19 protein-coding genes, 1 tRNA gene and 1 pseudogene are annotated in these 18,164 nt (G+C 44.4%); 9 read left to right on the top strand and 12 right to left on the bottom strand.

What is annotated here, in order from left to right:
- Positions 1-84 precede the first annotated feature (84 nt).
- Positions 85-480, top strand: a complete 396-nt coding sequence (locus tag TH606_RS04350; RefSeq protein ID WP_068541620.1) for an arsenate reductase ArsC — start codon at positions 85-87, stop codon at positions 478-480.
- Here the strand turns inward: TH606_RS04350 and TH606_RS04345 are convergent.
- From TH606_RS04345 to TH606_RS04320, 6 genes are all read right to left on the bottom strand, one after another.
- Complete coding sequence (locus TH606_RS04345; protein WP_082863511.1) at positions 473-1,621, bottom strand: radical SAM protein; 1,149 nt, start codon at positions 1,619-1,621, stop codon at positions 473-475. The genes TH606_RS04350 and TH606_RS04345 overlap by 8 nt on opposite strands.
- A gap of 37 nt (positions 1,622-1,658) precedes the next feature.
- Positions 1,659-2,762 (bottom strand): hypothetical protein, encoded by a 1,104-nt coding sequence (locus TH606_RS04340; protein ID WP_068541618.1) that lies wholly within the window; start codon positions 2,760-2,762, stop codon positions 1,659-1,661.
- Positions 2,763-3,076: 314 nt separating this feature from the next.
- Complete coding sequence (locus TH606_RS04335) at positions 3,077-3,613, bottom strand: hypothetical protein (RefSeq protein ID WP_068541617.1); 537 nt, start codon at positions 3,611-3,613, stop codon at positions 3,077-3,079.
- A 328-nt stretch (positions 3,614-3,941) separates the two neighbouring features.
- Positions 3,942-4,018, bottom strand: a tRNA-Pro gene (locus TH606_RS04330).
- Between the two features lie 150 nt (positions 4,019-4,168).
- Positions 4,169-4,477 (bottom strand): hypothetical protein, encoded by a 309-nt coding sequence (locus tag TH606_RS04325; protein WP_068541615.1) that lies wholly within the window; start codon positions 4,475-4,477, stop codon positions 4,169-4,171.
- Complete coding sequence (locus TH606_RS04320) at positions 4,467-4,937, bottom strand: GNAT family N-acetyltransferase (RefSeq protein ID WP_068541613.1); 471 nt, start codon at positions 4,935-4,937, stop codon at positions 4,467-4,469. Before TH606_RS04320 ends, TH606_RS04325 begins: the two co-directional genes overlap by 11 nt.
- Positions 4,938-5,154: 217 nt before the next feature.
- Here TH606_RS04320 and TH606_RS04315 point away from each other — a divergent pair, with 217 nt between their 5' ends.
- Entirely contained in the window at positions 5,155-5,850 is a 696-nt protein-coding gene (locus TH606_RS04315; protein ID WP_068541610.1) for a metal-dependent hydrolase, read from the top strand.
- Positions 5,850-6,509, top strand: a complete 660-nt coding sequence (locus TH606_RS04310; protein ID WP_068541609.1) for a molybdopterin-guanine dinucleotide biosynthesis protein B — start codon at positions 5,850-5,852, stop codon at positions 6,507-6,509. The genes TH606_RS04315 and TH606_RS04310 overlap by 1 nt, the downstream gene beginning before the upstream one ends.
- Here TH606_RS04310 and TH606_RS04305 read toward each other — a convergent pair.
- From TH606_RS04305 to TH606_RS04290, 4 genes are read right to left on the bottom strand one after another with little or no spacing between them, the layout of a single operon-like run.
- On the bottom strand, positions 6,477-7,472 hold the full coding sequence (locus tag TH606_RS04305) for an FAD-dependent thymidylate synthase (RefSeq protein ID WP_068541607.1): 996 nt from the start codon (positions 7,470-7,472) through the stop codon (positions 6,477-6,479). The two genes, TH606_RS04310 and TH606_RS04305, sit on opposite strands and share 33 nt — an antisense overlap.
- A complete protein-coding gene (locus TH606_RS04300; protein ID WP_068541605.1) occupies positions 7,469-7,915 on the bottom strand; it encodes a dUTP diphosphatase in 447 nt (148 codons plus the stop codon). Before TH606_RS04300 ends, TH606_RS04305 begins: the two co-directional genes overlap by 4 nt.
- Positions 7,912-9,630: a DUF505 family protein gene (locus tag TH606_RS04295; protein ID WP_068541603.1), complete on the bottom strand. Its 1,719-nt coding sequence runs from the start codon at positions 9,628-9,630 to the stop codon at positions 7,912-7,914. Before TH606_RS04295 ends, TH606_RS04300 begins: the two co-directional genes overlap by 4 nt.
- Before the next feature lie 57 nt (positions 9,631-9,687).
- The gene (locus tag TH606_RS04290) at positions 9,688-10,965 is read right to left on the bottom strand and encodes an endonuclease Q family protein (protein ID WP_068541601.1); all 1,278 of its coding nucleotides are present in this window, start codon (positions 10,963-10,965) and stop codon (positions 9,688-9,690) included.
- Between the two features lie 188 nt (positions 10,966-11,153).
- On the opposite strand from TH606_RS04290, the gene rsmG reads away from it, so the two are divergent.
- The gene (gene rsmG, locus TH606_RS04285; protein ID WP_068541599.1) at positions 11,154-11,810 is read left to right on the top strand and encodes a 16S rRNA (guanine(527)-N(7))-methyltransferase RsmG; all 657 of its coding nucleotides are present in this window, start codon (positions 11,154-11,156) and stop codon (positions 11,808-11,810) included.
- Between the two features lie 226 nt (positions 11,811-12,036).
- The gene (uvrB, locus tag TH606_RS04280) at positions 12,037-14,037 is read left to right on the top strand and encodes an excinuclease ABC subunit UvrB (protein WP_068541597.1); all 2,001 of its coding nucleotides are present in this window, start codon (positions 12,037-12,039) and stop codon (positions 14,035-14,037) included.
- Here uvrB and TH606_RS04275 read toward each other — a convergent pair.
- Entirely contained in the window at positions 14,034-14,732 is a 699-nt protein-coding gene (locus TH606_RS04275) for an RluA family pseudouridine synthase (protein ID WP_068541595.1), read from the bottom strand. The two genes, uvrB and TH606_RS04275, sit on opposite strands and share 4 nt — an antisense overlap.
- 62 nt (positions 14,733-14,794) lie before the next feature.
- Between TH606_RS04275 and TH606_RS04270 the strand changes: the two genes are divergently transcribed.
- The 4 genes from TH606_RS04270 to TH606_RS04255 all read left to right on the top strand — a co-directional run bounded on the left by TH606_RS04270 (position 14,795) and on the right by TH606_RS04255 (position 17,671).
- Positions 14,795-15,094, top strand: a complete 300-nt coding sequence (locus TH606_RS04270) for a LapA family protein (protein ID WP_068541593.1) — start codon at positions 14,795-14,797, stop codon at positions 15,092-15,094.
- Positions 15,091-15,882, top strand: a complete 792-nt coding sequence (locus TH606_RS04265; protein ID WP_068541592.1) for a YkgJ family cysteine cluster protein — start codon at positions 15,091-15,093, stop codon at positions 15,880-15,882. Before TH606_RS04270 ends, TH606_RS04265 begins: the two co-directional genes overlap by 4 nt.
- The gene (locus tag TH606_RS04260; protein ID WP_068541590.1) at positions 15,879-16,511 is read left to right on the top strand and encodes a histidine phosphatase family protein; all 633 of its coding nucleotides are present in this window, start codon (positions 15,879-15,881) and stop codon (positions 16,509-16,511) included. The genes TH606_RS04265 and TH606_RS04260 overlap by 4 nt, the downstream gene beginning before the upstream one ends.
- A gap of 488 nt (positions 16,512-16,999) precedes the next feature.
- Positions 17,000-17,671 carry a hypothetical protein gene (locus TH606_RS04255; protein ID WP_157627858.1) on the top strand — a complete coding sequence of 224 codons (672 nt, stop codon included), beginning with the start codon at positions 17,000-17,002 and terminating at the stop codon, positions 17,669-17,671.
- A 65-nt stretch (positions 17,672-17,736) separates the two neighbouring features.
- Here TH606_RS04255 and TH606_RS11860 read toward each other — a convergent pair.
- Positions 17,737-17,974: pseudogene (locus tag TH606_RS11860) on the bottom strand (helix-turn-helix domain-containing protein); the annotation flags it as partial.
- Between the last annotated feature and the right edge of the window lie 190 nt (positions 17,975-18,164).

Genomic DNA, 18,164 nt, shown 5'->3' with positions numbered 1-18,164 from the left:
GACACAATTACTGAAATACTACCTTAGTTTATTTTAGTAAAATATTTTTAAAAAGAGTATTTGGCCTTTTTGCTAAACTAAAATATGAAATACATTCTTTTTGTATGTACGGAAAATGCTTGCCGCTCTCAAATGGCCGAAGCCCTGGCTAACCATTTTTTCGGCAAGGGAGTCAAAGCCTTCTCAGCAGGGGTGAGGCCTACTCAAGTTAACCCTTTAGCTAAAAAAGTTCTTGAAGAAATAGGAATAGACACCTCAAGACTTAAAAGCAAATCTTTAAATGAACTTCCCTCAAAAGACTTTGACCTGGTAGTTACTCTCTGCGACTCAGCCGCTAAAGATTGTCCCTTTGTAGCTGGGAAACGCTCTATTCACTGGCCTTTTCCAGACCCCGGACGAGAAGAAGATCCTGAAGCCTTTAGAAAAGTTAGAGACATGATAAAAGCGGCCCTTCCTGAAATTATTAAAAAAGCTAAGTAACAATATAAGGCAGGGCTTTCTGAAAAAGCTTTTTATTAGGAAAAAGAACAGAAATGTTTTTCAGGTAGCTTTCTTTTCGCGCTTCTAAAATGCGCCTGGCAATTGTTGGCCCAATACCTGGTACCCTTAAAAGCTCTTTATAAGAAGCCTTGTTTATGTTTACCGGAAAAAATTCAGGATGACTTTCTGCCCAGAGCTCTTTGGGGTCTTTTTCAAGGGGTAAAAAGCCGTTTTTTAAGGGAATTTCTCTGGCTGAAAATCCATACTTACGAAGCAAAAAATCTACCTGATACAAACGATGCTCTCTCAATAAAAAATTATTCTGACGCGCCAGGAACTCACCAGGCAGGTCTTGTTTCCCCAGCCCCGGCTGATACGCAGAAAAATAAACGCGGTTTAGCTTCAACTGCCGATAGAGCCTTTCTGTCTGTAGAATTATTTCTGCATCTGTTTCTCCGGCAGCTCCCACGATAAACTGAGTGGTCTGAGAAAAGAGAAATCTTTCCTTTAGCTTTTTTAGCTGATTCATCCCCTGCCATATCTTTTCAAACTTTTTGGCCTGAGAAAGTTGAGCAAGCCTTTCAGGGGACGAAGTTTCTACATTTAAAGAAAGGGCATTGGCAAATTTGGCTGCGGTTTCTATAGCTGCTTCACTGGCTCCAGGAACAACCTTGAGGTGGATATAGCCACCAAAGCCCTCTTTTTCCCTCAAAATGCGCGCCACGGTTATAAACTCTTCCATTACCTTATCAGGATGGGCAAAAATAGCTGAACTCAGGAATAAACCGTGGACTATTTTTCTGCGCCATAAGCTCATAAAGGCATCAGCTATTTCTTCAGGGCGCAAAGAAAGCCTCAGGAAGTCTCTTTCCTGGCGTAATGGGCAATAGGCACAATCACTAAAGCACTGGTTAGAAAGTAAAGTTCTAAAAAGTGTCATCCGACGGCCATTTGGCAAGACCACTGGATAAAGCCAGCGTCCTAAAGGGCCTCGCTTGCGCCCTTGCCCAAGAGGGTCTTTGGCGCAAGAACCGGCTAAATCAAAGCGGGAGTCCTGTGACAAAAGGCTTAATCGCTTACGAAAATCAGGACTAATTTTAACGGCGGGAGCCTTTTCAAAAAGAGAGGCCTGCCTTAGCATGTTATAAGCTTGGCAGGCCCTGAACGAACCGTCAAGACTAAGCTACAGGATAGGCCTTTTCTGGACGTTCTTCTACGAGGCGCACATTGGTAGCGCCTTCGTCAAGCTGGACTATCTTTGTCCTGGTAACCACCCGTTCAGGGAGTTGAATTGTACGGCCTTTACGCCTGATAACCGTAGGCGAAATTCTAGTTTTGTAAGTAATTTTTACTCCAAAAACTTGGCGGCCAAAACGGGTGGTAAATTCACCAGGGCCTTCCATTTTTATGTCAAAGGCATCTCCTGGGAAGTAAATCCTTTTCACCCTTAAGCGCGGATAGGCTCGGCCGCCTTTGTACTCGTGCGGGCTTTCATAGACCAGCCACATAACTTTTCCCGCCCGGTAACGGGCCTCAGTAGGTACATAGGTTTCGGCTTTTTGTTCTTCTTCCAGTAAGCGCTGGAGATACTCTTCAATGGTTTCTTCCTGCACAAGCTCGTCTTCGTTCCATACTTCGTAAACAATGTCCCAGTTATTGACCGCGGCAATAATATTGGCAAGTTTTACGCTTCTTTCGTTCTCTTTATGGGCAATCTCGCGGAGCCTTTCAGTATGCTCTCCCAGTCGTCTTTCTAACTCGCGAGAATAAGTAAGAGTTACCAGAAAATCAGCATATTTTTTGAGTTCAGTAAGTTCTTCTGGCTCGTCAACAAAAAGCATAGCTTTACGCAACCGACAAAACTCTTTTCTCAGGACATCCAGTTCTTTTTGAATAGCTTCTATGATTTCAAGGGGCTTGGCTTCTTCTATCTCCTTTATAAGGGCGTCATCCAGTTCATCAAGTTTTTGCTCTATTTCTTTGGCGGTATCAGCCCGCCAGGGATTATAATGTTTGTCCCAACCTTTGTAGCGGGCGATATAGTTGGCCAGCCGCACGGTAGCTACGTTTTCTTCTCTGGCTACCTCGCGGAGTTTTTCAACCATAGGCCCAAACTTCTTTTGCCAGAAGGGGCTATAAGTCAGAGTGCATAAGTAGTCAGAACGCTTTTTTAAGTCAGTAAGCTGCTCAGGAGTTTCCACCGCCAGCATCTCATCACGGATAAGGCAATTTATTCTCCTTATATCTTCTACACTATTTACCGGTCCGTAAATCCAGGCCATATTCCCACCTCCTTGTTCTATTTTCATTTTTGAAGATAGGTACAAGGAGGGGGCCTGTCCAGTAAGTCTTTACATTAAAAACGTTATTGTGAGGTGACTTGGTTACCGCTGTGGCGAAGCAATTCTTACGAAGAGGATCAGGCTATATGAAGTGCCCCTGTCGGGTTATTTTCGTATTCATGCATATTCTTCCTTAAGCCCATCGCCCGCAATTTCGGACAACGTTTTGGGGATAAACGAAGTTCGGCTTTGTCGAATTTGAGCGAAGCAAATCGTAGCCGTATGTCTGCTGTTAGGCGACGTTCTCATATAAATCATCCCTGTGATGTAAGGAAGTCTTCTAATTCTTTTAGGAAGTTATCCCAAGTTGTAGCGTTATTTACCAGGGTGTTAATTCGGAAGTTATTTTGCTTTCCTCTTCTTACTCCACCCATTGCAGCATTCTTTGCTTGAATATTATCAAAGATGATGAATCTACTAGACCCCTTAGGTTTAGTACCATCTACAAGCAACCATCGAATAAACTGATTGGCTAAATTGAGTTGTGAATTTTCAAGCAGAAGTATATCTACTTGAGACCCTTTACCTTGTTGATTACCAAAACCAACTCCACCTTGGCGTGATCCTATAAAAGCTTTGAGCTCGAAAAATCGTACTGTAAAGCGATTATTTGACCATTTCATAAAAACTGCAATATCTAACCCAAAATCTTGCAATATGAAGTAATTAACCAATGAGCCAGAAACTTTCTTTTGCTCCAGTAGATTCTCAACTGCTTTAATAACAGCTTTATGAAATGTTTCTTCAGGTTTGGAACCTTGCTCTATATCCGGTTCTTGGACATTTGACATTTTATCTCCCCTTGGGAATGTCGCCTAACTCGTTTATATCCGAAGTGTTCGGATATGCCAGCAATTTTGGAAAATATGCGAACCGTTCGTATATACCTACACTGGACGACCAGTGCATATATTATCTCTTTTACACTTTTGTCCCACCTCCTTGGAAAAGGCTATCAATCGGAAATAGCCACTTTTTAGGCTTCTCTTTTCTCCAGTATTCCCGTAAAGTTTGTAAAGTAACGAATGTGACAAAGCAGCCCAATAAAATGGTTCTAAGTGTTATTTCGGCTTTTTAAAAAGAAGTTTTAAAGATAAAAACTGGCAGGAAAAGAAAAGATGGTCGGGACGGCAGGATTTGAACCTGCGACCCCTGAGTCCCGAACCCAGTGCTCTACCAGGCTGAGCCACGTCCCGATTCTAGGTTAATAATAAAGGGCACAATTTTACTGTCAAGCTTGGCCGTTAAAGGAGCCCATTAAAGCCCCGTTCAAAGTTCTGCTTCTATTTCCATTCGAAAAATTAAGACCGGCTTTCTTATCAATCTCTGCTATTTGGCAAAAGTCTCTATTCTGTTTCTGTTCCCTCAGAAAGTTTTTCAATTGATTTTGGAAACAAGTGAAGATGGGCAGTCTGCCCCCTATCTACCGCCACCAAATCGGTCTCTACTTTAAATTTATTGCCTATAATAACGGCTTCTTTAAGCCAGAAAAAACCGTCTTTATAAGATTCAAAAAGGCCTTCGTAGCGAGTACCTGCCCTGGTTTGCACCACCACTTTTTGGCCTTTTAAGCTCTCAAAGTAATTTTTTTGGGATTGGTTGTCCGACTTTTTCTTTTCAGCCGGCTTTTTTAAGATAATCTTTTTAGGTTTCATTGCCTTCCTCTTTCCTCCTCAGGTCTTTGCGTAGTTCATAGGCTCCGAGACCTGACGGATAATAATTGTCAATCTTCTTTTTAATAACAAAATCTGCCTTTTTAAAGAGGGCCAGGGCTTTTTTATTTTCAAAGCCAACGTGAGCCCGCAAATAACGATAACCTTCTTTTCGGGAAAACTTTTCCGCCGCTTTAAGCAAAAAAGTTCCCAGTCCCTTTTTTCGGTATTCAGGTACAACATAAATAGCAGTCACATCAATGGTTGGCTGCCAAAAGGAAGTAAACATAGGTCCAAGCATAATAAAACCTACAGGCCTTTCTAACTCCAATATAAAAGTCTGTATCCAGGGGTCATCAAACCAGCGGGGGATTATTTCGTGATACGGACCAAATTTTTGAAATTCATAAGCAGCCTGTGTAATAAAGGCCTTATCTTTGCTTTTTCCTTTTCTAAGTTTCATATTGACGTTTGTAAAAGCTTCCCTTAAAAATTATTTAGAGACTTTTGTAAAATAAAATCTAAACATTAGTTCCTTATACTTTAAGGGAAGAGATTGCTTCGCCACTTTGTGGCTCGCAATGACAAGTTCATTTTGTCACTGCGAGAAGGCCAAAAGGCCGACGAAGCAGTCTCATACAAGGGTCTCTATTTAATTTAAAAAGCCCAGGAGAAAAGTTATGCAAGTAACTTTTTTAGGCCATGCCACTTTTAAAATAATTAGCCTTGAAGGAGTTCGCATCCTCATTGACCCCTGGCTTGATAATCCGAAAAGCCCTAAAAATTGTGACCGTGGGCCTTATGACCTCATTCTAATAACTCATGCCCACGGGGACCACCTGGGTAATGTGTTAGAATTAGCCCGTTCTGCTGCCACAGAAGTTATTGCTATCCACGAAATTCAACAATACCTCCTCTCTCACGGTGTCCCCAATGTAACTGGTATGAACATTGGCGGCTCATATCGCACTAAAGGTGTTACTATCACCATGGTGCAGGCCATGCACAGCTCTTCCATTCAGCAAAACGAAGAAATAATTTACGGAGGAGACGCCGCTGGTTTTGTGGTTCGCCTTGAAAACGGCCGCACTTTCTATCACGCTGGAGACACTGGCCTTTTTTACGATATGAAACTCATCGGCGAGCTCTATCAGCCAGAAGTAGCCTTTCTCCCCATCGGTGACCATTATGTTATGGGGCCACGAGAAGCCGCTAAAGCCTGTAAACTTCTAAAACCCAAAATAGTTATCCCCATGCACTTTGGCACTTTCCCTTTGCTCACCGGCACACCTGAGGAATTTAAAAAACACCTGGCGGAGTTTGCCCCAGAGGTCTCGCTAAAAGTCCTTGAGCCTGGAGAAACGGTAGAACTCTAATGCCATTTGCTATTTCTTTTATTGGCAGGCACAACAGCGGAAAAACCACTCTGGCCGCCCAGGTGGCAGCTACCTTAAAAGCCAGAGGCCTTAAAGTAGGGGCCATTAAATCTTCCAAAGAAGCAGGGCCACGCCTTGAAGAAAGTCGCAAAGACACAGGCCTTTTCTGGCGAGAAGGCATAGAAAAAGTTGCCTTCTGGGGGCAAAAAGAAGGCTTTTTGCGTTTCCATGTGCCTGAAAAAGACGACTTTAGCTTCTGGTATTTCGTCAAGAGGTTTTTCCCTGAAGAAGACATCGTTATTTGCGAAGGCTTTAAAAGCATAAGAAGCCTTCCCAAAATAGAAGTGGTAAGAAAAGACCTCTCTGAACCACCACTTTATCAGGAAAATATTCCAGGGCTTATTGCGGTGGTAGGTGATAATAAAAGCCCTTACAGGGCCTTACCTGATAACCCTGAAAAAATAGCCGAATTTATTCTTTCCATTAAACCCAGAAAAGAAAACAATATCCTGCTGGTAGATGGAAAACCGGTTGGGCTTACCCGCTTTGTGGCCAAGGCCTTAAGCGAAACCATAAGAGGCTTTCTCAGGAGCCTGCGAGGGATAAAAAACCCCAAAGTTATAGAGCTACGCCTTAAGCTCCCTGAGGACAGAGGCTAAACCCTCTGCAAGCCTTCTGATTTCCCACTGGGCCTTGGGGTGATTACGCTTGCTTATAAAATCTTCCCAGACGAAATAAGGCCCCGTTGCTAAAATAGTGGTGGACGAACCCTGCGGGGTTACAAAACGGGCGTCTTCTTTTTTAATTCCTTGCTTAACGATTTCCTGGTAGGCGCTTAAACCTTCTTCAATTTGCCTGGTATAAATGGCACGGGCCTTGTCGTCAAAAGAGGGCGGGAATACGAACTGGTCAACCTGGGTATAGCGGTGTGAACGCTGGTTAAAGTTAAGCCAGGTGTGGCGCACAAACTGGTGTGAAAAAAGCCGGCTAAACCCTTCAGCCACCACCGCCAGCCAGCCAAAAGGCATTGTCTCTTCTGGCGCTACATCTATAACAAATACCTGAGGGCTCGCTTCTATACCGTAAGGCTCACTAAAAGTTTGAGAAATAAGTTCGCCAAGGATTATTTTTCTACTAATTTCAGCTTTTCCTTCAGGATAAACTATTTCAAAAACCTGAAAATCCTGCCACTTATGGCTTTCTTCGTATGAGGCCTCAAGGATTTCCATGAATTCTTTTTCTTCATAGACCTCGGCAAAGTGGCGCAAGTTTAAGCAGACTGAACCACTTTCAGACCACCAGGCCTTAAAAAGCACCTGGGAAAGACGGGCTATTTTTTCAGCAGGTAAGTCTTCCTGAGCCACGAGAGGAGAGTGGGCAAAAACACTGGCGTGGCCAGAACGCTTAAGCCTTCCTAAAAACGCAAGCAATTCTTCTTTTTCCTGAAAACGCTTTTCCGCAAAAAGATTCAAAGGCCTGGTTGAGGCGTAACAAATGCGCGCCCCTAAAAAACTCAAAAACAAGGTATCGCGAAAAAGGGCCTTATCTTTTTCCAGAAGAGAATCAAAAAAGGGCCTGATTTCCTCTGAAAAACGCCTCTGGTGGTCTTTAATGCTAATCATTTGGTCTCATAGCCTCCTGTGCTACCAAAGCCACCCCTTGATTTAGGGCAGGGGACTTCAGACACTTCTTCTAATTCTTCGTCAGTAAGAACTTTCATGAAGAGAAGCTGGGCAATACGCTCTCCTGCTGAGACAGAAACTGCTTCATCTTTCAAGTTTAAGGCAAGAATCTTTAACTCGTCGTCTTCACCGCAGTAATCAAAATCTATAATGCCGGCTGAGTGAGGAAAAATAAGGCCTTTTTTACGAAAGAGAGAAGACCTTGGGAAAATGAACATCCCGTAAGGAGATGGGGCCTTAATAACCAGGCCAGTGCGAATAAAAGCGACTTCTTTAGGTAGTATCTCTGTGTCTTCAAGGGCAAATAAATCCCAGCCGATGGCCCCGGGCGAGGCCTTCTCTGGGAGCCTCGCCCGCGGGTCTTTACGCCAGACTTTTATCATGCGTAAATCCTTATCTCTTCCCAGTTGGTTTTAAGGTTTTTCAAGAGGTCAAGGCCTTCAAGCAGGTTGACCCCGGTTTCTAACACATCTAACCCAGAGATGTAACGACAAAGTCGGGCGGTTTCAAGAGCTGAGCCGATAATTTCTGGTGCAAGATTTTTGACTTTTTCTTCAAGCTTATCGTAGTCTTCTTTACGGACCCTGATTTTCCGGCCCTGGGGTGAAAAACGGCCTATCTCTCTTAAAGCCAGAAGCACATACCACACCTGTGGTGTTAGCGGAAAATCCACGCCGTTTGGCACGGCCGAAAGTCCCTGCTTTATTTTTTCTCCCGCAGGCGTTAATACGTAAAGCCCTCCAGGAAGGAGATCCACCAATCCTTGAGCCAGGAGTTTGCGCAGGCCGTGTAAGACTTGCGGATGCTTTTCTTCGGGGTAAAAGTTTAAAATTTCTTCTTCGCTTACCCCTCGCCAGAGGGGAATCCCCCGCATAACGAGCATCTCTTCTCTGGTAACTACAGGTAAGCGGTCAATGCTAGAAGCGATTTCAGCTAAAAGCCTTCCTTTCTGGCTGGGGAAACCGTTACCAACAACTCCCTGTTCTTCAGCCGTCTTAACCCACCCGTCATCTGGAGGCATGTTCTCGGTGCGGGTAACGGTGATAGCCATCACCGCCTGGGCGTGAACCGGAGCCAGGTCTTCAAGGGCCAAAAGCTCTTCACCGTAAGGGGTTAAGGAATAAGACCCATCTGGCTCACTGGCTATCAGGCGAAAACCTTCCAGGCGGTAAAGGCTTTGCTTTACTTTAAACGGATCACGAGTATCCTGAGCAGCCAGAAACTCTTCTATACCCTCGCGCGTTTTTACAGGAGAAGCCTTAACAGCTCTCAAAACCGAGATGTTCCAGCCACTCAGGTCAATAGAAGGATTAACGATGATAGGTTCAAAGAAAAGCCTGGCAGCCATCAAAAGGTGTTTGCCTGGCACAGTAAGATTGCCCTGAGGGTCAATAGCGCCAAGGGTTTCAAGGGTTTCTGTCTTTTTATTTTCAACAATGTCCCGCAAGGTGGATACACTGATGGAAACTTCCGGCACCAGCCCGGTTCTTAGGGCTGCCCAGAGCTGGCTTCCCACCCCGGTGAAGGCGTAATACTCTCCCTCTGGAACAGTAAAAGTTAAAAGGCGCTGGGCCTCAAGCTGGAAAATGTGTTTTTCAGGGATGGGCTCAAGGAAATTTTTGCGCGCTGGGCCCAGAGGAAGGGCCAGAATACTTCTGGCAAGCTCTGGGGTTACAAAAAATTCCACGGTGGCTGAACGATAGGCCTCAAGAATGGCCTGAGCCCAGGGTTGCAGACGTCCGTCTCTGGCAAAACCCCTTTCTTCAAGCTCTTTATTTATTTCTTGATTGAAGTCCGTGCGTCCCTGAGCGCGTTCTGCAATCTGAAGCATAGAAATTATACGAGAGCCCACCAGGCGATAGTTCTCATAAAGGTCTGAAAAGTTTAGATTGTTTGCCTCTTCGGCTGTTCTCAAAGATTCAAGGATTAGGAGTCCGCTTCTGGTAAGGGCAAAACTTTCTTCCTCTTCGGTGATAAGGCCTGCCAGCCTTAAATGTAAAAGTACTTCCAGGTCCTCAGGGGTAAGCTCTTCAAGCTTTTCAAGCCCGCCTTGCTCAAGCCGCTTTAGCATCTGAAAGTGCTTTACGGTTACAATCATGGGCCACCTCCTCGCTTAAAATATCCTGGTTTTACGGTAATCACCCAGGCTTTTAAATCAAGCGAAGAGGCTCTTCTGGCGGGGAGCGGAAATTTTTTCTTCCTCTTCAGGTTCAAATATGCGAATTTTTCCGTAAACACCATCAAAGCCGGGCCTGATGTAAAGCTTGCCCTCTCTTACGCGGCAAATTCCTTCTACAATTCGTTCAGGGAAAAGGCTTTTTAGTTCTTCAAGGTTTTTATAAAGCAAGATGTCAAGTTCACTCCCGGCCCTTTCAAGGAGCTGGCGGTAGGTCCTTGCTACTATCTGGCTTTGCACCCCTTTGCCAAGGGCTTCGGCTACGATTTCTTGAAGCGGCACCAGGTGCACAGCAGGCGGCTTTCCTTCAGGACGAAAATCTTTGGGACGATCAGCAAGCTCCACTACCCTATGCATTACGCCTACGGTAAGAGGCTCGCCACAAACAGGGCACCTGCCACCGTGAGCCATGGTTTCTTCGGGTGAAAAAAGCACTCCGCAATTACGATGGCCATCAAAGTGGTACTTCCCTTCCTCGGGATAAAACTCAACGGTAAAGGCCAGCCTATCTTCTCGCAGGGCTTTGGCCATGGCCTGATAGCTCAACGGCCTGAAAAAGGCATTGGCCTCACGGGCCAGCTTGCTGGGCGAGTGGGCATCTGAGTTGGAAACCAGGGCGTAGCGGTCAAGGGAAGAAAGACGCCAGTTCATAGCCGGGTCAGAGGAAAGCCCGGTTTCAAGGGCGTCAATATGTTCGGCCTCTTCCTCAAAACATTCATCAATTGAATCAAAACCCGAAAAAGCCCCGAAAAGGGAATACCAGGGCGTCCAGATATGGGCTGGAATAATCAAGATGTCAGGCGAAATACGCCGCAGAAGCTTTACCAAATCTTTGGCTGGGAAACCAAAAATCGGCCGCCCGTCAGCTGAAAGATTACCAAGCCTTGCCAGGGCCTTATTTATTTCGCGGACGATCTCCAGACTAGGAGCTAAAATAACCGTATGAAGGCGACGGTTCTTTTTGTTTCCCTGAGAAAAAATGTTAGAAACTTCAACACTTAAAATAAAACGAGGACCTTCTGGGTCTTCTTTGTACACATAGAGGCCGTCCTCTTGTGCCGGGATTAAATACTCTTCAAGTTCTGCTAGGTAATCCGGATGAGTAAAGTCACCAGTAGCCACTACTTCTAGCCCCTTTTCTTTAGCTACCCTGGCCAGGGTGGGAATGGTCATCTCTTTGCTGGTGGCCCGGGAATAACGGCTGTGGATATGCAAATCGGCAAAATAAATCTTTTCTCGCGGAGGTAATTTTGTCATCTAGCTTTCCTTTTGAACAAACTTTCAGGTTATTTTAGATTACTTTTAGGGCCTGGCAACAATTGGGGCGACAGGGATTGCTTCGGTTGTACGACGGGCTCAGCCGATAAAGGGGGACAGGCGAACCAGTCTAAAAGGCTGAGCATAAGGCAGTCAATCAATCTATATTTTGTAAAGGGCTTTAGAAGATGTCTTTTGAAAGTGAAGTAAAAAGCTACCTGGAGAAAGGGTTAAAAGAACTAGAAATTTCGCTTTTGCCGGAGCAGGTAGAAAAGACTGCCGCCTTTCTATCTCTTTTACAGGAATTCTCAAAACCTTTAGGGCTCACCGCCCTGAAAGACTCTCAAGAAATAGCGGTAAAACATGCCCTTGATAGTCTAAGCGTTATTCCTTACTTGCCAGAAGAAGTCCCACTACTTGACTTGGGGACAGGCGCGGGTTTGCCTGGCATGATTATCAAGATTGCCAGGCCAGAACAGGAAGTCTGGCTGGTTGATGCCCGTAAAAAACCTATCTCTTTCCTTACCTATGCCGCTGGAGTTCTAGGCCTTAAGAATCTAAAAATTGTTCAGGCTACGGTAGGCAAGAAAGACCCTTTACCCCGCCACTATTTTGGTTGCGTAGTGTCCCGGGCGGTAAGTGAGCTCCCTTTGCTGTGGGAGCTTGCTAAACCTCTTCTTGATAAGGATGGCTTTCTCCTGGCCATGAAGGGCCCAAAGGCCAGAGAAGAAGTAAAAGCTTTTTCAAAAAAGTTCCCTGCTACCCAGGTATCTATCAAAGAATTCCGCCTGCCTATAACCGGTGACAGGCGAACGCTGGTTTTTATCAAAGAGTCTCCCAGTTAAGGCAGTTAGGACACACCCAGGTAACGGTGTTACAGGAAAAGTTCCTAGGGCCTGAGGCCATACACTCCTGGCAAATTAAATAGCCACACTTCTGGCAGCGGTAACAAAGAGGCATTTCGCGGCCACACACATCACAAACCCCTGATACAGTTTTTCGGCGACTAATTTTTTTAGACCTAAACCTCATATTTTTGCCTGTCCCTTTTTAGGCTAAAATAACTAAAACATGAGCACTTTAAAAGGAAGCTTTAGGCTTGAAAGCCCACACCAACCTAAAGGAGATCAGCCCAAGGCCATTGATACCCTGGTTGGCTGGCTTTCTCAAGGGGTAAAACACCAGGTTCTTAAAGGGATAACCGGCTCTGGCAAAACTTTTACCATGGCCAATGTCATTGCTCGCCTTAATCGGCCAACTCTCATAATTGCTCCTAACAAGACGCTTGCAGCCCAGCTTTATAACGAATTTAAAAAACTTTTTCCCTACAACGCCGTAGAATACTTTGTTTCTTATTATGACTACTATCAACCTGAAGCCTATCTTCCAGCCAGTGATACCTACATTGAAAAAGACGCCTCTATTAATGAACTCATAGACCGGCTTAGGCATTCAGCCACCGCCGCGGTGCTTTCACGACGTGATGTTATCGTGGTGGCAAGTGTTTCTTGTATTTATGGCCTTGGTTCTCCTACGGAATATTCGCGTATGCATCTTTACCTGCAGGTTGACGAAGACTTTCCACGAGACCGCATTATCAGGCGCCTTGTCACCATGCACTACGAACGAAAAAACTTTGAGCTAACCCGCGGTACTTTCAGAGTAAGGGGAGACATTATTGAAATATTTCCTGCCCACGAAGAAAAGCGTGCTATCAGGATAGAACTTTTTGGAGACACCATTGAAAGCATAAAAATAATAGACCCCTTCCGGGGCAAGCTCTTAGGCCGCCTTGAAGCAATCACTGTCTTCCCTGGCACGCATTACGTAACAGACGAAGAACGCCTGAAGATAGCCATTCAAGAAATAAAAAAAGAACTTGAAGAAAGGGTGGCCTGGTTTAAAGAGCAGGGCCGTTTGGTTGAAGCTGAACGCCTCAGGAAACGCACTCTCTTTGACCTAGAAATGCTTGAAGAAATGGGTTTTTGCCACGGCATTGAAAACTATAGCCGCTATCTTGATGGCCGTGCCCCAGGTGAGCCCCCTTACACCCTGCTTGACTATTTCCCTGACGACCTTCTCATCTTCATTGACGAAAGTCACATAACCGTACCACAGCTTCAGGGTATGTATCGCGGAGACCGTTCGCGCAAGGAAACGCTGGTAGAGTATGGCTTCAGGCTCCCTTCAGCCCTTGATAACCGTCCACTTACCTTTGAAGAATTTGAACAAAGGATAACCCAGGTGGTCTATGTTTCAGCCACCCCTGGAGATTACGAACTGGAAAAGGCCGAAAAATACGTGGTTGAACAGATAATCAGGCCTACAGGCTTGATGGATCCTATTATAGAAGTTCGTCCGGCTAAGTACCAGATAGACGATCTGGTAGCTGAAGTTAAAAAACGCCTGGCCAGAAAGGAAAGGGTTCTTGTTTGCACTCTGACCAAGCGCATGGCCGAAGAACTGACAGACTATCTCAATGACTTAGGGATTAAAGCCAAGTATTTACATTCAGACATAAAAACCCTTGAGCGGGCCAAACTAATTCGGGATTTAAGGCGCGGAGTTTTTGAAGTGCTGGTAGGCATAAATCTTTTACGCGAAGGGCTTGATCTGCCTGAGGTTTCTCTGGTGGCCATTTTAGACGCAGACAAAGAAGGCTTTTTGCGTTCAGAGAGGTCCCTTATCCAGATTGCTGGACGGGCTGCCAGAAACGTAAATGGCACGGTGATACTTTACGCTGATAATGTTACGGCTTCCATGCAGCGGGCCATAGAAGAAACCAGGCGTCGCCGCAAACTCCAGGAAGAGTATAATCTAAAACACGGTATAACTCCCAGGACTATTAAAAAAGACTTTGAAGATGCCCTTTCTCAATTTTACGATAGCGACTATGTGGACCTGGAAAAACTGGCAGAAATTGACGTAGAAGACATTGATGAACTTAAAAAGCTTATCAAACAAACAGAGAAAGAAATGCGCGAGGCAGCCAAAAATCTTGAGTTTGAAAAGGCTGCCGCCTTACGGGACCGCCTCTTCAACCTGCGGCAACAGCTTTTAAAAGCGGCTTAAAGCTTTCTTTCAACTTTAAGCCAGGGGATTTTAGCTGGTGGATAAAATTCTTTGGGCCAGTAAAAAGGCAATGGTGCTTCAAAACGCAATATTTCATCTTTAACCGGATGGGGTAAAACTACACGCCAGGCATGAAGCAAAATAGCCCTGCCAAAATATATTCTTTCTTTGGAACCGTATTTGATATCACCCACAATGGGATGTTTCCTTCTGGCTAATTGAACTCTGATCTGATGTTTGCGACCAGTTATAGGCTGTACCAATAAAAGGGACTTTTTACCCTTAGTGCGAAGCTTAAGGTAAACCAGGCTGGCCTCTTTGCCTTTACTTGAGATATAAGCTTTTCTTTTATTTTCGTCCCAGGCAATTTTATCTTCAAGAATCCCTTTGGGCGGAGGTGAACCGTGCACTACAGCCAGATAATGTTTTTTAATTAGTTTTTCGCGGAAAAAGCTGGCAAGTCTCTGAGCAGCCTTGGTGGTGCGCGCAAAGATAACAACTCCAGATGTTACCCGGTCAAGCCGATGAACCAGCCCAAGATAAACATTGCCAGGTTTGTCGTACCTTTCTTTAAGGTAGCTTTTGGCCATGGAAAGCAAAGTTACATCACCGGTACGGTCTCCCTGGACTAGAAGACCACCGGGCTTTTCCACCACCAATAAATGATTATCTTCGTAAATAATTAAATCCTTCATAGGAAAGCTTTTTCATATTAGAATCTTTTAGCAGATTTTAGAAGTCTAAAAAGGAGCTGGTCATGGAAATTTATCTTATTTTAGCGGCGGTGCTAGGCATTTTTATAGCGGTTTTTGCTATTCAAAACGCTGCTCCAGTGACGGTAAAGTTTCTGGTATGGCAGTTTGAAAGCTCTCTGGCCGTGCTCATTATCCTGGCCATGCTGGCTGGCATGCTTCTGGTCTTCTTAATTTCTCTTCCCGGCCGTCTTAAAAGGCGAAAAGAGCTTTTTGACAAACAAAGAAAGATAAGGGAGCTTGAAAAAAAGCTTGCTGAACTCACCCAAACCCAAGGCTCTGCTTCTCAGGAGGCCCAATCATGATAGGCCTTATGCCAGTTAAACTAGATGAGGCCTTATCTGAAAAAAAAGCCCTCTTAAAGGCCCTTTACGAAGTTTTTGAAGAAGAAGTAAAAAAATACTCTTTTGTCTGCCAGCCAGGGTGTGCTGACTGTTGCACGGTAAACGTCTTGGCTACAGGGGTTGAGGCGCTTCTGATGCTAGATTCTCTTGACCAGTCAGAAAGAGAAGAGCTTTATGGTAAGCTTTTTCCATTTAAAAATAAGGAGAGGTTGCGCCCCAAAGTGACCCCTAATGAAATGGCTTCTTTTTATATGGCCGGCAAAGAGCCTCCGCCTGATGAGGGGTTTGTCTTTGAGCCCTGCCCTTTTCTTGATGAAAAGAATCTCTGTAGATTTTATGAGGTAAGGCCTCTTGCCTGCCGCACGTTCTTTTCTCTCAAACTCTGCCGCGAGGCAGGTGAAGCCATTGTTCCACCTGAATTTTTTTCTCTTACCATGGTATTTATGCAGATCCTTGAAGAAATAGACATTGCCGGCCTTTACGGTAACTTTCTTGATTTACTGCTTTTTTATTTGGAAAAAGAGAAAACTGCCCCTGAAGACCTGGTTATTCCCGAGACACTTTTAGCTAACCGCGAGGCTCCAGACTTTGCCATTCCACCCCAACACGAAGAATATGTGAGAGGTGTGCTTGCCAGACTTTATAAACACCCAGTTCAGGACAAAACTTTTAAGGCCGTTTTAGACGAAGTTAAAACTCGCATAAAACCCAAAGAAGCTTTAAGTTTTTTAGGCGACGTAATTTCATGAAACCAACTCGTATTTTTCTGGTAAGACACGGCGAAGTAAAAGGGCCCAAAGGGGTTTTATATAGCCAGAACGACGTTCCTCTATCTGAAAAAGGACTAAAACAGAGTAAAGAGCTGGTTGAAGTTTTCTTGCAGCTTCCTTTAGCAGCGGTTTACACCAGTGACCTCACCAGAGCCAGGCTTCCTGGAGAGATGCTTTGCCAGCAAAAAAATATCCCTCACCTGATAAAAAAAAAGCTTAGAGAAATAAATTTTGGTGCCTGGGCAGGCAAATCTTTTAGCGAACTCCTTGAAATTCCTGAATTTAGAGAACGCTTAAAAGACCCGGCTAAAATAAAACCTCCTCAGGGAGAAACCCTTGAAGAACTGCTTAGTCGCGGGCTAAGCGTTATAAAAGAGGCTACCGAAAGATTTGAAGGCCAGAATGTGGTCTTTTTTATCCACGGGGGCCTTATCAGAGTACTTATTTTATACGCTCTGGGCTCTAGTTTGAGTAACTTTTTCCGCCTGCAAATAGATTACGCTGGCATAAACCTTATTGATTTTTATCCAGATGGCCCGGTGGTGCGTCTTATGAACGGAAAAATTGGCCTCAATCTCAAAATGTTTCTTAACGAAAGTTTCATTTAGTTTTTTCCGATTAATCTTTCAACAGATTAATGTCAAAATTTTCAACTTTATGCAGCCTTATTTTGGACAAATTTTCTTGACCTCGAAAAAAATGCATGGTACGGGCCTGAATTAGGAGGTGGGTACTAACTTAATTTCTAAACCCCGAGTCGCAGCTCAAAGTGAAATGTTATACGAAAAAGGAAGACAAAATACGAAATTTCGCAAAGTATTTAAACAATATGTGCTGGTCATTGTGGGGATAGCTTCAACAAACTTACTGTCGGTATGTAGCCCAGCTGGTCCAACCACCTCCAATTAGTCTCAGGATGGAAAGGTTTGGTGTTGTTGGTTTTAATTAGGTTATTGTATATGTGGCCCTAGACAGGTGGAAAAACAAAACATCAACAAAACATGAATATAATGGAAGTGAATTGGATGATATTAAAGAAAGGCTTAAACTATTGGAAAAAGATATATACAAAACATAAAAAATAAAGGAGAAAATCATGATTAATTGTAGTAGACTGTATGCAATTCTGTTAGCATTGTTTGTAATAGGAGGAATAACCATGGTAAATGCACAAGATAAACCACCATTGCTAAATCCGCCAACTGTTCCTAGATATAATCAGACACCGCCACCTCCACCTGCTCCAGAGCAAGTCCCCCGTCCGCCAGTGGGAGGGGTAATGCAACCCCCACCACCTGTTCAATCAGGGATCGTTTCAACAGGAACCCAACAAGATATAATTAAAAACGCTGCACTTGCAGTTGCTACAGCACAAAAGGCAAAAATGTATTTAACAGCAGGAAAGGTTTGGAGCATGGTTGCTCCAAGAGGTGAAGTTGAAGTTAAGGCAGCTATTGTTTATGACGGAACAGCAGTGGCTGTTCTACACTTCAACCCATTAGATGGTTCTATACTGCCACTTGGAGTTCATGTTGTAGCGAGAGGAGTATCTCCACAAATTATTGAAAATGTAAAGCGTAATTTACCTGCTATTATAAGTAGCCTTGAGGTCTTGAATGGTGCTGAATATAGAGAGCCTGAAAATGCATGGTGCGTTCCTTTGGCTTATAAAAATATGATTGTAGCACATTTAAAAATATATGGTGATGGGATTCATGTTGTTCCAGACTATCCGGCAAATCAAGAAATGCAAGCATATGGCAAGTAAGAAGGCGTATAATAATTGGGTGCACCTGACCGCTGTTCCGCTGGCGCTCCATAGCGGCAGGTGACCCTGGCCTTCTGTTTTATCCGTGGATATTCTTTTTCCTCAAGCCACGCCTTTACTTCCTTAGGATTCTGCTCATAGGCCTTCTTCAATGGCTTCTGTGGTGTAAATCCCCACCTCCTCAAGGACCGTCCATACCGAAAGCTTGATACTAAACTTCCTCTCTATGAGCTGCCCTACAGCCTCCCTCGTCCATAACGCAAAGGGCATCTTCAACTGGTCCAGACATCGGTCTCGGATGAGATAAATAGCGAGCATCTTTCATAGATAAAGACTAATATAAAACATTTTCTGCACTTATTAATACTTCTCCAGGCGAAGTGGCCAATTAAAATATTGCTTAGATTCTGGCCTTTTCCATAAGCTCGTTTTAGAAAGCTTCCGCGAGGAGTAAGAAGTAGGCTTAAGAAATTTGCCCAGAGACAATAAAGAC

The organism is Thermodesulfatator autotrophicus (assembly GCF_001642325.1).
In the GTDB taxonomy this organism is placed as follows: Bacteria; Desulfobacterota; Thermodesulfobacteria; order Thermodesulfobacteriales; family Thermodesulfatatoraceae; genus Thermodesulfatator; species Thermodesulfatator autotrophicus.
Note: the sequence above shows the minus strand (reverse complement) of the source record. Positions and strands in the feature narration are given on the sequence as shown.

Excerpts from the sequence above, each read along its gene's own strand:
- TH606_RS04260 (WP_068541590.1), top strand. The coding sequence starts at position 15,879 with ATGAAACCAACTCGTATTTTTCTGGTAAGACACGGCGAAGTAAAAGGG.
- TH606_RS04275 (WP_068541595.1), bottom strand. The coding sequence starts at position 14,732 with ATGAAGGATTTAATTATTTACGAAGATAATCATTTATTGGTGGTGGAA.
- TH606_RS04315 (WP_068541610.1), top strand. The coding sequence starts at position 5,155 with ATGCAAGTAACTTTTTTAGGCCATGCCACTTTTAAAATAATTAGCCTT.
- TH606_RS04295 (WP_068541603.1), bottom strand. The coding sequence starts at position 9,630 with ATGATTGTAACCGTAAAGCACTTTCAGATGCTAAAGCGGCTTGAGCAA.
- TH606_RS04350 (WP_068541620.1), top strand. The coding sequence starts at position 85 with ATGAAATACATTCTTTTTGTATGTACGGAAAATGCTTGCCGCTCTCAA.
- TH606_RS04265 (WP_068541592.1), top strand. The coding sequence starts at position 15,091 with ATGATAGGCCTTATGCCAGTTAAACTAGATGAGGCCTTATCTGAAAAA.
- TH606_RS04290 (WP_068541601.1), bottom strand. The coding sequence starts at position 10,965 with ATGACAAAATTACCTCCGCGAGAAAAGATTTATTTTGCCGATTTGCAT.
- TH606_RS04310 (WP_068541609.1), top strand. The coding sequence starts at position 5,850 with ATGCCATTTGCTATTTCTTTTATTGGCAGGCACAACAGCGGAAAAACC.
- TH606_RS04340 (WP_068541618.1), bottom strand. The coding sequence starts at position 2,762 with ATGGCCTGGATTTACGGACCGGTAAATAGTGTAGAAGATATAAGGAGA.
- TH606_RS04335 (WP_068541617.1), bottom strand. The coding sequence starts at position 3,613 with ATGTCAAATGTCCAAGAACCGGATATAGAGCAAGGTTCCAAACCTGAA.
- TH606_RS04305 (WP_068541607.1), bottom strand. The coding sequence starts at position 7,472 with ATGATTAGCATTAAAGACCACCAGAGGCGTTTTTCAGAGGAAATCAGG.
- TH606_RS04255 (WP_157627858.1), top strand. The coding sequence starts at position 17,000 with ATGATTAATTGTAGTAGACTGTATGCAATTCTGTTAGCATTGTTTGTA.
- TH606_RS04345 (WP_082863511.1), bottom strand. The coding sequence starts at position 1,621 with ATGCTAAGGCAGGCCTCTCTTTTTGAAAAGGCTCCCGCCGTTAAAATT.
- TH606_RS04270 (WP_068541593.1), top strand. The coding sequence starts at position 14,795 with ATGGAAATTTATCTTATTTTAGCGGCGGTGCTAGGCATTTTTATAGCG.
- rsmG (WP_068541599.1), top strand. The coding sequence starts at position 11,154 with ATGTCTTTTGAAAGTGAAGTAAAAAGCTACCTGGAGAAAGGGTTAAAA.
- uvrB (WP_068541597.1), top strand. The coding sequence starts at position 12,037 with ATGAGCACTTTAAAAGGAAGCTTTAGGCTTGAAAGCCCACACCAACCT.
- TH606_RS04325 (WP_068541615.1), bottom strand. The coding sequence starts at position 4,477 with ATGAAACCTAAAAAGATTATCTTAAAAAAGCCGGCTGAAAAGAAAAAG.
- TH606_RS04300 (WP_068541605.1), bottom strand. The coding sequence starts at position 7,915 with ATGATAAAAGTCTGGCGTAAAGACCCGCGGGCGAGGCTCCCAGAGAAG.
- TH606_RS04320 (WP_068541613.1), bottom strand. The coding sequence starts at position 4,937 with ATGAAACTTAGAAAAGGAAAAAGCAAAGATAAGGCCTTTATTACACAG.